Genomic DNA, 12,929 nt, shown 5'->3' with positions numbered 1-12,929 from the left:
TGTTCCCCAAATCAACCATCAAGCAGCAACTGCCCCAGCCCCAAGTGACCGTTACACTCGGGGCTTTCTGACAGGTAAACCAAGGGTATTCAGCTTGTTTATGGCGCTAACATACGCCATGACTTCTCCCACTTGGCCGTTGTAGTTACGCAGGCTGATTTTTCCCGCCAGCAACTGCTTAAACCGATACATCGCTGTCTCTGCCAGTGAGCGACGGTGATACCCCGATATCTTCTTCCAATGCTCCAGCCCTTCCTTGTGTATTACCAGCACAGCCTCATTTCTTGGATGCCCCATTTTCCAGAGTCCAGCGTTTTTGCGAGGCGGGATATAGGCTGTCGCCCCTTTGCGCAAGATAAGCTGATGGCTGGCTTTGCTGTCATAGATGCCATCTGCATAAACACGTCCCAGCTTGCGCCGCAGAGGGTTGAGTAAGGTGGGCAACACCTCGGCGTCATGGACATTTTCCAACGACACTTCCGCCGCCACGATATCGTAGGTCGCTGGGTCTACCGCCAGATGCACGTTGCGCCACACTCGCCGCTTCTCGGCGCCGTTTTTCTGACCTTCCCCCCGCCTTCACCAAACACCTTCAGCCCGATTGAATCGATAACCAAGTCGGTAATACGTCCCTTTGGCGGCTGTCGGTAAGCCACCGTCACCGTGCGAGCCCGCTCGCTGACACAGCTATAGTCCGGTGCGCACAACGGCATATTCATCAACTCGAACAGGGAGTCGAGTAGTCCCTGAGTGGCCCGCAGAGTGAGGCTAAAAATCCCCTTGAGCATCAGGAAGGTACAGATGGTCTGATCAGTGTAGAGCTGACTGCGGCCCCGGCGCCCATGATGGTCGTGGTGGAACCAGTTATCCATGGCGCCAGCATCAACCCAGAAGGTGAGTGAACCACGGTTTATCAAAGGCTTGTTGTATTGAGGCCAGTTGGTGATAGGGTGAAGCGACGAGCCATGATGCAGACTTGAAGAGGATGGTGGTGATCAGATCACCAAGTCCTCAGTTAGTTCCCTTCAAACTGCATCGATTTGAGAAACAACGCCCCCTATCTAGAAACACATGATGATCGCTCTTGTCCCGTAGGCGACACCCCATGAATCATCGACAACATTGTCCAACGGAGTACGAGATAGTTCCGTACCAGCCAACATCAGATGGCATAGTGGATGGCATATCTAAAATCGTGCATAAAGAAAAAGCCCAAGCAATTCAATTGCTTGAGCTTATCATTTGGCGGTGAGGGAGGGATTCGAACCCTCGATACGTTGCCGTATACACACTTTCCAGGCGTGCTCCTTCAGCCACTCGGACACCTCACCAAATTTTGGTCTGTGGTTTAACGTGTTCAGCCAACACAGTGTTCGCTACGCTGTTGCGCTGGAACGGGGCGTAATTTAGGGGAAAGCCCCGCCCGCGTCAACGGCTTTTTTCACCTGGCGAACCGTTCGAACACTTAATGCACAGATTCCGGTGCAACCTGGATTTCCGGCTGGTTGAGGAAGCCGGAACGTTCGCATTCGGCAACCAGTTCGTGGGTAGCGGCGATGGTGCTTTGCACGAACAGCAGGAACTGCTCGACGCTGAGTCCGGCCTTGGTAAAGACGGTGTGGCCGACAACCAGCCGCGGCAGGTTGTCATCGATGATATCGAGGAACACCTTGAGGGAGGGGTACTGCATATTGAGTCGGCCCAGTTCGGCAACCAGCGGCAGCATTGCGGAGGGGCGCACTTCCAGCTCGGAGGAGAACAGCAGGCCTTCCTCTTCCACGAAGATCCGGCTCTCCTGAATACCATCGACCGACTGCAAAGAGACAATGTGGATACCGTGACACTGGTCGCAGACATAGTGCTCGATACGAGCCTGTTGCAACCAACGCATTATCATTTCGGAGCTGGGGATATTCATCATTTCCACGACAAGATTGGGATCAAGGGGCGCAGTCTAAACCAATTTGCTATCAACAAAAAGCACGCCAATCCGATAACCCTGCGGCTCGCTTCTTTTTGGCAAGCGCTATGCATATACTCAGCCAAATCCACGATGACGCTTGCCCCACAGGGGGCCCCATGACTATCCAAGAAAAGTATCGCCTTCATCTGAAATCACTCTCGGATGAGCTGCTCACCCTGCAAAAACCCATCCGCATTCTGGATGCCATCAAATGGCCACGCCATCTGCAGGATCGCTTTCTGGCAAGCGGTGGCAGGGAGCTGCCCACTATCGACAGGCACTTCTATGATGCCCTCCCCCTCGGCTTCGATCCGCGCAACAAGTATCTGGAGCTCAAGGAGCTGCGGGACCGGATCCGCAGAAAACTGGGGCCACAGGACGATCTTGGCCGGATCCTGCAAGAGACGGTCGATCAGTACATGGTGGTGATCGAGATGCTGCGCCAGCGGAGCCAACCCGATTTTCAGCGTTACAGCCAGCTGCTTTATGGCTCTGCCAGCGATCACCTGCGCGGGGATCGCAAGACTCTCAAGGAGCTGGGCGCCCGCCTGTGCGATATCTTCTCCCTGCCCGGCGCGCGCCATCTGGTGCGCCCCTACCCCAAGGAGTTCGAAGGAGAAGCCGCGGTCGCCAAACTGCAGGGCAAGCTGTCGAGCTACTTCAGTGACGGCACTGTGCAGGTGAAGCTGAGCGATGGCATCGTCTCCGATGCAGCGGCCGGTGGCGACTACATCAAGCTCAACTCCCACGCCCGTTTCTCCGAGCTGGACTTGCAGGTGCTGGAGGTACACGAGGGGTGGGTCCATGTCGGCACCACCCTCAACGGTCGCCAGCAGCCCTATGCCACTTGGCTGAGCGCCGGTTCACCGCGGATCACCGCCTGTCAGGAGGGGCTGGCCGTTCTGATAGAGACCCTCACCTTCAGCTCCTTTCCGGATCGGGCCAAGCGCATTTCCGATCGGGTGATGGCCATCGACATGGCCGAGCGCGGCGCCGATTTTATCGAGGTGTTTCAGCATTTCGTGCAGCAGGGCACCAGCGAGCACGACGCCTACAAGATCACCCAGCGGGTCTTTCGTGGCGGCATGGTGGGCGGCGGAGCCTGCTTTACCAAGGATCTCTCCTACGTGCGTGGCTATGTGGAGACGGTCAACTTCATCCGCAGCGCCGTACTGGAAGGGGTGCCCGAAATCCTGCCGATGCTGTTTGTCGGCAAGGTGACACTGGATGACATTCCGGTGCTCTATCAGCACTATCTGGAGGGGCTGATTGCCGCACCCCGCTATTTGCCGCCGATGTTTCGCGATCTCACCGGCCTCTATGTCTGGTTCGGTTTTGCCTCCGGCATGTCGCTAGTGGATATCGGTCGGGTACAGCACCATTTTCGCCAGCTGTTTCAACGCCTGCCGGTGGCCGACCCCATCATTGCGCCGGTGGATATCGAGATCGACTGAACCACAGCGATAGAAGTTGGGGAAAATAAAAAGGGCGCCAGATTGGCGCCCTGCTCGACGATTCAAATATCGCAGCCGACTTACTTGTAAGCCCGACCTTCGAGATAGTGTTTGCGACAGAGTGACACATAGCGATCGTTGCCACCGATCTCCACCTGTTCGCCATCACGCATCACCTGCCCCGCTTCATTGACCCGGGAGTTCATGTGAGCCTTGTTGCCACACCAGCAGATGCTCTTCAGCTCTTCAAACTTGTCGGCCAGACAGAGCAGATGGTAGGAGCCCGGGAACAGCTCGCCGCGAAAATCGGTCTTGAGGCCATAGGCCATCACCGGAATATCCTGCTCATCGACGATGCGGGCCAACTGGTAGACCTGCTCACGGGTCAGGAACTGGGCCTCGTCCACGATAAAGACATCGATATGTTTCTTCGCATGGCGCGCTTTCACCATTTCAAACAGATCGCAGCTGTCGCTGAACACGTCCACCTTCAGTTCAAGGCCAACCCGGGCACTGATCACCCCGACCCCGAAACGGTCATCGATGGCTGGCGTCATCGCCAGAGGATGCATGCCCCGCTCCAGATAGTTGAAGTGCGCCTGAATGAGCTGGGTGGATTTGCCTGAATTCATGGTGGCAAATTTGTAGTGCAGTGAAGCCATGATACTGTTCCGAAACTGAATTTATGGGGCGCATGCTAACCAAAGCCCCTGACAAAACCAAGGGGCCCGCGGGCCCCTTGCTCTATAAATGTTACGCGGTGGCCAGCACTGGCCGCGCTTTGGCCTTTTTCAGGTGATAACCGGTAAAGAGCACGAACCAGAGGGCACTGACACTGAAACCGGCCAGGCTGGAGTGCATCAAGCCCATCGCCAGGTAACCGATGGCCGCGCCGAAGGCGATGGCCAGCGCATAAGGCAGCTGGGTCATCACGTGATCGATGTGATGGCAACCGGCACCGGTGGCAGAGAGGATGCTGGTGCTGGAGATGGGCGAGCTGTGATCCCCGAACACCGAGCCAGCCAGTACCGCAGCCAGCATCGGCAGCATCAGGCTGATGTCGCTGGCGGCGGCCATGTCACCGGCCAGCGGCAGCATGATGCCGAAGGTACCCCAGCTGGTGCCGGTGGCAAACGCCATGGCACAGGAGAGGATAAAGACCACGGCAGGCAGCACTTCGATCGGCAGGTTGCCGTTAGCCAGCGAAGCCAGGTACTTGCCGGTCTCCACGTCGCGCACCACGGCACCGATAGTCCAGGCGAACAGCAGGATGTTGATGGCTGGCAGCATGGCCATGACGCCTTGCGGCGCGGCCTTGATCCAGTTCTTGGCACCCAGCTTCAGACGCATCGCCAGACCGATGGAAACCACCAGACTGCACAGGGCACCGTATACCAGCGAAGAGCCGACATTGGTGTTTTCGAACGAGCCGAGCACGCTGAACGGCAGACCTTTCTCGCTCAGCACCGCCGCACCGGAATCGATCATGAAATAGATGGTGGCAGCGGTCAGGGTCAGGATCGGCAGGACCATGTCGATCATGCCGCCGTTGCTCTCTTCCGGGCTCTCCATATCCAGACCAATGGGGCGGCCCTTGGACTCATCCCACAACTTGCCTTCCAGCGCCCACGCTTCGTGTTGACGCATCGGGCCGATATCCAGCTGACAGGCGATCACCACCAGCACCATGATCAGGGTGAAGACGGCGTAGAGGTTCATCGGGATCATCTCGACAAACGCCGCGATGGGGCTCTGCTCAGTCAGACCGTGGGCCGCCATGATGCCGCCAACCAGGGCGATGATATAAGCACCCCAGGAGGAGATGGGCATCAGCACGCAGACCGGCGCCGCGGTGGAGTCCAGCAGATAGGCCAGTTTGGCACGGGAGATCTGGAAGCGGTCGGTGACCGGACGGCAGATGGCCCCCACCGACAGGCTGTGGAAGAAGTCATCGATAAAGAAGGCAAACACCATCATGCCAGTCAGGGCTTTGGCGCCCTTGCGGGTCTTGGCACGACGCTCGGCCCACTCGGCAAAGGCACGGGTCGCCCCGGAGACGCTCATCAGGCTAATGAGGCCGCCCAGCAGCAGCATAAACAGGATCATGTTGACGTTGTCACGATTGAGCGCACCATCGACCCAGAAGATCTTGAGCACGGTATTCAACATGTAATGCAGGGATTCGAGGGGAGAAAACTGATTGAGCAGCAAACTGCCGGTGACGATACCCACACCAAGGGACAACAGTACACGGCGGGTCAGGATCGCCAGCGCGACAGCCAACAGGGGGGGAAGAACGGACCAACCGGAGTCGGCGAAATGACTAATGTCCATGATCTCTTTGCACCTAAAGATTACAGGTGGAGATCTACCGAGAGGATCTAAAGAAACAAAACCTATGGGGAGGTCATACTCCTCAGCCCCTTCAGGTAGCGCTCCATAGTGGATGACTATGGCAGTCCTGCACCTATTAGATGCAGAACCAGCAGCCCGGTATGATGGCCTGGCCACTTCGGCGCTGGCTCCTTTCCTTGTGCATCACAGGCATCACCCTCCGCACAAATACTCATAGGCAGCGCGCCTCTACTTAAAGGTATTCGCCGCACATTTTATCGAGATGGCAGCTTATAGCAAGTTTTTTGATTAAATAATCATAATAAACAGATCAAGGCCGGAAAATGGTAGTCAAATGATGCAACAACGCCAGCTTTGACGCTATTTTCACCTACTGCGGCCTCATTGGCATCCAATCACCAAGCCTATTGCTGGCCATATTAAATATCTGTATTGAGGTTCCCCCGGATATTATATTTAACCCGGCTTGACTTATTTAAATCACCAAGCAAGAATCAGCTGGAACATAATATTTTTCTCTGACACGACGTGGTAACTCCTATGAATGAATTTTTAAAGGTACTGCTTAATATCCGCAGTCTGCGTGCGACCTGCCGCGAGCTTTCTCTGGAACAACTGGAAGAGGCACTGGAAAAACTCTCTACTATCGTTGCTGAACGTCAGCAGGATGAGGCTGCCGAGCGCCAAGCCCGTGAAGAGCATCTGCGGAAAATTAACGAATATAGCGAAATGCTGAAAGCAGCCGGTATTGACCCGGCAGAATTGGTAAGCGCGGTCGCTACCAACCCCGGCAAATCAGAAAAAGCCAAGCGGGCGCCACGTCCGGCCAAATATCGCTATCAGGATAATGGCGTAGAGAAAACCTGGACCGGCCAGGGCCGTATGCCTTCGGCTATTGCCAGCGCAGTGGCAGCAGGCAAATCACTGGAAGACTTTGCTATCTGATCTCAATCTCGTTGCTAATAAAAAACCTCGCCAAGGCGAGGTTTTTTATTGCAGCTTAAATGTGACATATCAGATAGCCGATTGCGGGCGATCTGCTGCCTTGACCCACAGCACTTCACGATCCCCTGCCACGCAGATGAGATAGCGGGCAACGGTAAAGAACCAGTCACTCATCCGGTTCAGATAGGGCAGCACCTCGGGATTGACCCGCTCTTCCCGGCTCAATGTCAGCAGCAAGCGCTCGCAATGACGCACCAGAGTGCGCACCACATGCGCTTGCGCCGCAGCACGGGAACCACCCGGCAATATAAATTGGCGCAGCGGTGGCAATGGCTCACTATAACGATCTATCTGCTGTTCAAGGCGAGTGGTCCAGGCGGCATTGACTTGCCAAATCGATTCATTCTGGGCGTCGCTGGAGAATGCCAACTCGCCCCCCAGATCAAACAACTCCTGTTGCAACAGCTGTAAATCAGCCAATAAGCCGACCTCTTGCGACGGGACGTCACAAATCAGCAAGCCAATATGGGAGTTGAGCTCATCGATATAACCGTAGGTCTCGACCCGCAAATGATCCTTTGGCAACTGGATACCATCGGCCAGCCGGGTCATGCCCTTGTCGCCCTGCCTAGTATATATTCTCATACCGACATCCTGTTAATAATGGGAATAATCATGGACTCGAGTCCATTGAGTTTGATTTCGTAAGCCAACGCCAGCGTCTGGCCCAATTTACCCGCCGGAAAACCGCTGCGCGCCATCCACACCAGATAGGGCTCGGGAATATCGATGATACGTCGACCCTGATATTTACCGTAAGGCATCTTGTTGGTCAGGGTCAGCAGTACCTGTTCGTCGGATAGCCAATCCATATTAATCGATATCCAGATATTTATGAGTCTGGATTGAGAGTCGCCAGTTACGCGCGATACAGGTATCCATCGCCAATTGGGTGGCCCTTGGCTTCTGGCTGATCGGCTGCAAGGCAATGACCACGTCCGGGCGCAGGGTAGCGGTAGCGAGCAGCGCATCCAGCTCTTCAATATGGTGCTCGGTGGCCACCGGATGCTTGATCTCGTTGGCACGCTCCAGCGCCGAGACCAGCACAGGCAGCCCCCCTTTCATACCGATCTTGGGGGAGACGGTTACCCAAGTCTGCTCATGAGTCTTGATCTCGCTGGTGCCACTGGTTTCAATTTGCACCTGATAACCCGCCGCCAGTAATGCTGACGAGAGTTCGTGCAGATCGTAGAGGCAGGGTTCCCCACCGGTGATCACCACATGGCGCGCCTGATAACCCAGGTCGGTAAAGCTCTTAATAATCTGCGCGGTGCTAAGTTGGCTCCAACAATCGGATTCGTTGGAGCGATCCAGCACCGCCGCCTTGCCCACTTCACGAGCCGGATCAACAACCCAGGTATGACGGGTATCGCACCAGGGGCAGCCCACCGGGCAACCCTGCAGGCGAACAAAGATGGCGGGCAGGCCAGTAAAGATACCCTCCCCCTGGATGGTCTGGAAAATCTCGTTGATTGGGTAGTGCATCTCGATCACGGCTTGTTGCAAAAGTCGCGGATTATACCCCAAGCCACGGCAAGACGCAGGCTCACTCTGCGCTTTTCTCACCCAGCCCGGTTTTCTCAAACAGTCTGGCCATGATGCCCGCCTTGTCGGCCAGATAGTTGTTCAGGCCGCGACTGCGCAGTTCACACGCAGGACACGTGCCGCAACCGTCACCGGCAATGCCGTTGTAGCAGGTCAGGGTCTGCTGGCGCACCGTGTCGAGGTGACCATAGTGATCTGCCAGAGCCCAGGTCTCGGCCTTGTCGAGCCACATCAAGGGAGTTTCAAAACGGATACCGCGATCCAACCCCAGCGACACCGCCTGATTGAGGGCCTTGACGAACTCGTCACGGCAATCGGGATAGCCGGAGAAGTCGGTCTCGCAGACACCGGTGATCACCGCTTCGGCGCCCACCTGATAGGCATAGATGGAAGCCAGGGTCAGGAACAGGATATTGCGGCCCGGCACGAAGGTGTTGGGCAGGCCATTATCCTGCAGCTCGCAGCTGACCGGGATGTCGTCACGGGTCAGGGCAGAGACCGCCAGCTCATTGAGCAGCGTCACATCCATCACCTTGTGGGCGGCGATCCCCAGTGCACTGCCCAGACGGCGCGCGATGTCGATCTCTTCCCGATGGCGCTGACCATAGTCGAAGGTGATGGCGTGCACTTCATCATACCGGGCCAATGCCTGCACCAGACAAGTAGTGCTGTCCTGACCACCGCTGAAAACCACAACTGCTTTTTTCATCTTGATAACTCCTTGAATTGTCACCCGCGGCGGCCTTCGACAAAGTCCTGCCACTGGGTATTCAACCGATTGAACAGGGTCAGCAAGGGCGCATAGCGCTCCGGCCTCCCCTCCCACCGGGACAAGAGGTGATAGCCCGCCTCTATGGTAGAGAGGGCATCGGGAAAGGGTTTCTTTCGAATGGCATATTGACCGGCAATGGCACCAATGCCGATGCAGGGCAAGCGGGCCAGTGCCGGGTTGCTCTGCAACATGCGATAGGCTTTGCGCCAGGTGCCGTCAAGCAAGATAAAGGCGACGGATGCGGAGCTAGAGGATTCACTCTCCCACTGTTGGCGAAGATCGGTCAGCGAAATGGCATCCTCATCTGGCCAGAGTAGATAGCAGCGACGGGAAGGATCTGCAAGCAACCCATTGAGCCACTCATCGCGGGAAAAGTCCTCCCCCACATGGATCTCGCACTGTTGCAAAGAGGCCGCCAGCAGTGCCGCGGTCCCCTTGGGATGTGCCACCTCGTTGGGGTGCTGCAAGATGTAGAGGGGCGTGTGATTGTCAACCGGCACAATATAATCGCACAGGCAGGCTTTGAGGGCTCGGGTGCAACGTGTACAGTATCGACTGTTCTTGTCGTTGGACTGTTTCATGTTGTCAGACAAATCTGGATTGCTCTGGGTTATCACGCTCTCTCTCACCAGCTTGCTACTCTTCTTTACCATTCCCAATCTTCAGCTCTCCTTCGATCGGCCCTTGATCGCCGGGGGCGAAGGGTGGCGGATCATAACAGGCAATCTGGCTCATACCAATCTGTGGCACCTGCTGCTCAATCTGGGCGGCCTCGCCATCCTCTATAGCCTGTTTCGCGACTATCTGGGTGGGGCTCGCCTGCCGCTGCTGATGTTGCTGCTCTGGCTGGCAGTGGGCTTGGGGATCTGGTGGTGGTGCCCGCAGACCCAGTGGTACATGGGACTATCCGGCTCGCTGCATGGTCTGTTTGTCTGGGGGGCAATGCAGGATATCCGCCACGGACGCCGCACGTCGGGCTGGCTACTGTTGGCAGGGATGGGGCTCAAGCTGGCGATGGACTTCTACAACGCAGGAGAGAGCCCGATATCCACCCTGATCAATGCCAGGGTACACATCGGCTCTCATCTTATCGGGGCCGGTGCAGGCCTGTTGCTCGGCCTGCACCGTGTATCACTGAGTGAGCCTGTTACGCACCAACCAGCTCGGCATTGATGCTGGCCAGCATGGCGGCCGGATCGGCAGCCTGCGTAATGGGGCGACCGATAACCAGATAATCGGACCCCGCCTCGACCGCCGCTTTCGGAGTCATCACCCGGCGCTGATCCCCGGCCGCTGAACCGGTCGGGCGAATACCCGGGGTCACCAGCTTGAAATCTTCGCCCAGCAAGGCTTTCAACTCATGGGCCTCGTTGGCAGAGCAGACCACCCCATCCAGACCGGATGTTTTGGTCAAGGTAGCCAGCCGGATCACCTGCTCGGCCGGGCTCACATCCAACCCGAGGGGGAGCATGTCGGACTGCTCCATGCTGGTCAGCACGGTCACGCCGATAAGCAGGGGGGCCTTGTCGCCATAAGGCAGTAGCGCCTCTTTGGCGGCACGCATCATCCGCTCACCACCACTGGCATGCACGTTGACCATCCAGACACCGAGCTCGGCACTGGCTGCCACCGCTTTGGCAACGGTATTGGGAATATCGTGAAACTTCAGATCCAGAAAGACATCGAATCCCTTGGCCACCAGCTGGCGTACAAACTGCGGGCCAAACAGGGTAAACATCTCCTTGCCTACCTTGAGACGGCACTGGGCCGGAGAGATACGTTCAACGAACGCTAAGGCATCTGCCTCGTGCTGATAATCCAGCGCTACCAGTACTTTGGGATCTTGCATCTCACATCCTATTGCTTGTTATTCACCGTCCAGACCACGGATCGGCTTGATGGAACCCCACTGGCGACAAGACGGGCACTGCCAGAACAGCGAGTGAGTGGCAAAGCCGCACTGCCGACACTTGTGGGTTGACTTGATTTTGATCTGCTCGCCGACCAGCTGTTGCAGCAGCTCGAGGCTCTCCTTGGCAGGCCCCTCTTCCGCACTGGCCAGCTGAAAACCCACCAGCTGGTAAAAACCTTTCATCGACGGATGACGACGCAGCTGACGCAACACCAGCGAACGGGCCTGGCTCAGGCCATCACGCTCTTCAACCAGCTTGGCAAGGGCCAGGGTCACGCTGACACCGGCGTGATCTTCCACTGCCTTCTCAAGCAGTGGGATCAACGCAGGCGTGCGCCCCAACTGCTGATAGCACTCGAGCAATTTGGGCATTGCCTCGGAGGCAAAGTCGATATCCTGCTCGAACACCCGCAGCAGCTCCTTGCTGGCCTGCTCATACTCCCCCTGTGCCATGGCGAGCTCAGCGAGGCGCAAACTGGCCCGGGCACATGCCGGATTGATACTGAGCGCCCGTTTGAGCTTGGTCAGCCCCTCCCCTTTATTGCCCTCACGCAGCGCGATCTCGGCTTGCTCGCAATAGAAATGGGAGATGGGGTCGGCCAGCTTCTTGCCCTGGAATTTTTGCAGACGAACCGCCACATCGATGGCCTTGTCCCAATCCCGCAGTTGTTGATGAATGATCAACAGCTGTGCCAGCGCCGTCTCTTCATAGTCGCTGTCGTCACACAACTCATTCCAGAGCGCTTCAGCACGGTCGAGCAGACCGGCAGCAAGAAAGTCGCGAGCCAGCTCCTGTAGGGCAAGTTGGCGCTGCTCCCGGGTCAGCTGGCGGGTTACCAGGTTCTGGTGGATCTTGATGGCACGATCGACCTCCCCACGCTGGCGAAACAGGTTGCCGAGGGAGAGGTGTGTTTCGATGGTTTCACTGTCCACCTCAAGCAGTTGGATAAAGAGATCCACCGCCTTGTCGGATTCATCGGACAGCAAATAGTTGAGGCCCGCCACATACTGGCGGGAAAACTGGTTACTCTGTTTTTGGGTGTCCTGGCGAACACTCCTGCGACCCATGTACCAGCCATAACCGGCGGCGATGGGTAACAGCAGGAAAAGCAGTTCAAGCATTGAGGAACATTATTCCTTACCCGGTGACCGGGCCAGCTCCAACTCGCGGGATTGACGACGCATGGTGCGGTTGAGGGTGCGGTTTTGCATTTTCAGGCGCAGGAACAGCAGGCCGAATACCAGCCAGCCCAGCAAAAAACCGCCAGCGAAGAAGAAGCCCAACAGCATGGCAAGCGAAAACTCACCCTGAGCGATCAGGTAATTGAACTGAACCAGCTGGCCATTTTGTGAGCCCAGCGCCAAGGTCAGAACAAACACCAGCACTAGCGGAATGAGGGCCAAAATACGCTTCATAAGAGCTCCCTGTCAGTATCTAATGAGAGGCTGATTATCCTTAAAATCGCAGGCAGACTCTAGAGTGAATGGGAAAAGAGTTTAAGAAACAAGACGATTGGCACAGGAATCGGAGCCAAAAAGAAAAAAGGCATACCCGAGGTATGCCCATTTCTGCATTATTCAATGATGTTGACGCGCTCGCGCAACTCTTTACCAGGTTTGAAGTGCGGGACATATTTCCCGGTCAGTTCAACCTTGTCCCCAGTCTTGGGGTTGCGGCCCACACGAGGCGCACGATAGTGCAGTGAAAAACTGCCAAATCCGCGGATTTCAATCCGGTCGCCGTTTTGCAAGGTCGACGCCATCTGCTCAAGGATCTCCTTGATGGCGGCTTCGACATCCTTGGCCGGCATATGCATGCGGCTGGCTGCCAGTTGTTCGATGAGATCTGATTTGGTCATAACGTTAAATCTCCTTCCCCGATCACATGCAATATTCATTTTGCCAGGATAAAAAAGGGCGGCG

General features: G+C 56.4%; 15 protein-coding genes, 1 tRNA gene, 1 pseudogene and 1 riboswitch. Of the genes and pseudogenes, 3 read left to right on the top strand and 14 right to left on the bottom strand.

Annotated features, from left to right (window positions below; genetic code table 11):
* Window positions 1-51 precede the first annotated feature (51 nt).
* The 3 genes and pseudogenes from I6L49_RS03605 to I6L49_RS03595 form a co-directional block, all read right to left on the bottom strand.
* Window positions 52-974 (bottom strand): annotated as a pseudogene (locus I6L49_RS03605) (IS5 family transposase).
* A gap of 269 nt (window positions 975-1,243) precedes the next feature.
* Window positions 1,244-1,331, bottom strand: a tRNA-Ser gene (locus I6L49_RS03600).
* A 134-nt stretch (window positions 1,332-1,465) separates the two neighbouring features.
* Window positions 1,466-1,921, bottom strand: a complete 456-nt coding sequence (locus tag I6L49_RS03595; RefSeq protein WP_216950611.1) for a YbjN domain-containing protein — start codon at window positions 1,919-1,921, stop codon at window positions 1,466-1,468.
* Between the two features lie 158 nt (window positions 1,922-2,079).
* Here I6L49_RS03595 and I6L49_RS03590 point away from each other — a divergent pair, with 158 nt between their 5' ends.
* Window positions 2,080-3,417: a flavohemoglobin expression-modulating QEGLA motif protein gene (locus I6L49_RS03590; RefSeq protein ID WP_216950610.1), complete on the top strand. Its 1,338-nt coding sequence runs from the start codon at window positions 2,080-2,082 to the stop codon at window positions 3,415-3,417.
* An 80-nt stretch (window positions 3,418-3,497) separates the two neighbouring features.
* On the opposite strand, the gene I6L49_RS03585 is transcribed toward I6L49_RS03590, so the two are convergent.
* Together I6L49_RS03585 and I6L49_RS03580 are read right to left on the bottom strand one after the other, a co-directional pair.
* Complete coding sequence (locus tag I6L49_RS03585; RefSeq protein ID WP_005351181.1) at window positions 3,498-4,079, bottom strand: thymidine kinase; 582 nt, start codon at window positions 4,077-4,079, stop codon at window positions 3,498-3,500.
* Window positions 4,080-4,170: 91 nt separating this feature from the next.
* Window positions 4,171-5,751 (bottom strand): Na+/H+ antiporter NhaC family protein, encoded by a 1,581-nt coding sequence (locus tag I6L49_RS03580; protein WP_069527952.1) that lies wholly within the window; start codon window positions 5,749-5,751, stop codon window positions 4,171-4,173.
* 88 nt (window positions 5,752-5,839) lie between these two features.
* Window positions 5,840-6,011: riboswitch (Lysine riboswitch) on the bottom strand.
* Between the two features lie 301 nt (window positions 6,012-6,312).
* Here I6L49_RS03580 and I6L49_RS03575 point away from each other — a divergent pair.
* Window positions 6,313-6,717, top strand: coding sequence for an H-NS family nucleoid-associated regulatory protein (locus tag I6L49_RS03575; protein WP_005359895.1), 405 nt, complete (start codon window positions 6,313-6,315; stop codon window positions 6,715-6,717).
* 69 nt (window positions 6,718-6,786) lie between these two features.
* Here I6L49_RS03575 and I6L49_RS03570 read toward each other — a convergent pair whose 3' ends face one another.
* The 5 genes from I6L49_RS03570 to I6L49_RS03550 all read right to left on the bottom strand — a co-directional run bounded on the left by I6L49_RS03570 (window position 6,787) and on the right by I6L49_RS03550 (window position 9,675).
* Window positions 6,787-7,362 carry a cob(I)yrinic acid a,c-diamide adenosyltransferase gene (locus I6L49_RS03570; RefSeq protein WP_064337720.1) on the bottom strand — a complete coding sequence of 192 codons (576 nt, stop codon included), beginning with the start codon at window positions 7,360-7,362 and terminating at the stop codon, window positions 6,787-6,789.
* Complete coding sequence (locus tag I6L49_RS03565; RefSeq protein WP_005337126.1) at window positions 7,359-7,589, bottom strand: DUF3820 family protein; 231 nt, start codon at window positions 7,587-7,589, stop codon at window positions 7,359-7,361. The genes I6L49_RS03570 and I6L49_RS03565 overlap by 4 nt, the downstream gene beginning before the upstream one ends.
* Before the next feature lies 1 nt (window position 7,590).
* Window positions 7,591-8,262 carry a 7-carboxy-7-deazaguanine synthase QueE gene (gene queE / locus I6L49_RS03560; RefSeq protein ID WP_069527953.1) on the bottom strand — a complete coding sequence of 224 codons (672 nt, stop codon included), beginning with the start codon at window positions 8,260-8,262 and terminating at the stop codon, window positions 7,591-7,593.
* A 61-nt stretch (window positions 8,263-8,323) separates the two neighbouring features.
* Window positions 8,324-9,031, bottom strand: a complete 708-nt coding sequence (gene queC / locus I6L49_RS03555) for a 7-cyano-7-deazaguanine synthase QueC (protein WP_120414086.1) — start codon at window positions 9,029-9,031, stop codon at window positions 8,324-8,326.
* 20 nt (window positions 9,032-9,051) lie between these two features.
* Window positions 9,052-9,675 (bottom strand): tRNA-uridine aminocarboxypropyltransferase, encoded by a 624-nt coding sequence (locus I6L49_RS03550; RefSeq protein WP_058057426.1) that lies wholly within the window; start codon window positions 9,673-9,675, stop codon window positions 9,052-9,054.
* Here I6L49_RS03550 and rrtA point away from each other — a divergent pair.
* Entirely contained in the window at window positions 9,674-10,267 is a 594-nt protein-coding gene (rrtA, locus tag I6L49_RS03545) for a rhombosortase (protein WP_180342846.1), read from the top strand. The two genes, I6L49_RS03550 and rrtA, sit on opposite strands and share 2 nt — an antisense overlap.
* On the opposite strand, the gene pyrF is transcribed toward rrtA, so the two are convergent.
* From pyrF to ihfB, 4 genes are all read right to left on the bottom strand, one after another.
* On the bottom strand, window positions 10,242-10,943 hold the full coding sequence (gene pyrF / locus I6L49_RS03540; RefSeq protein WP_139405268.1) for an orotidine-5'-phosphate decarboxylase: 702 nt from the start codon (window positions 10,941-10,943) through the stop codon (window positions 10,242-10,244). The genes rrtA and pyrF overlap by 26 nt on opposite strands.
* Before the next feature lie 18 nt (window positions 10,944-10,961).
* Entirely contained in the window at window positions 10,962-12,128 is a 1,167-nt protein-coding gene (gene lapB / locus I6L49_RS03535; RefSeq protein WP_216950609.1) for a lipopolysaccharide assembly protein LapB, read from the bottom strand.
* Window positions 12,129-12,137: 9 nt separating this feature from the next.
* On the bottom strand, window positions 12,138-12,422 hold the full coding sequence (locus tag I6L49_RS03530) for a LapA family protein (RefSeq protein WP_005337143.1): 285 nt from the start codon (window positions 12,420-12,422) through the stop codon (window positions 12,138-12,140).
* A gap of 158 nt (window positions 12,423-12,580) precedes the next feature.
* A complete protein-coding gene (gene ihfB, locus I6L49_RS03525; protein ID WP_005299934.1) occupies window positions 12,581-12,865 on the bottom strand; it encodes an integration host factor subunit beta in 285 nt (94 codons plus the stop codon).
* Between the last annotated feature and the right edge of the window lie 64 nt (window positions 12,866-12,929).

Origin of the sequence: Aeromonas sp. FDAARGOS 1419, assembly GCF_019047045.1 — a bacterium.
GTDB lineage: Bacteria > Pseudomonadota > Gammaproteobacteria > Enterobacterales > Aeromonadaceae > Aeromonas > Aeromonas veronii.
This window is presented reverse-complemented; position numbering and strand designations above follow the sequence as displayed.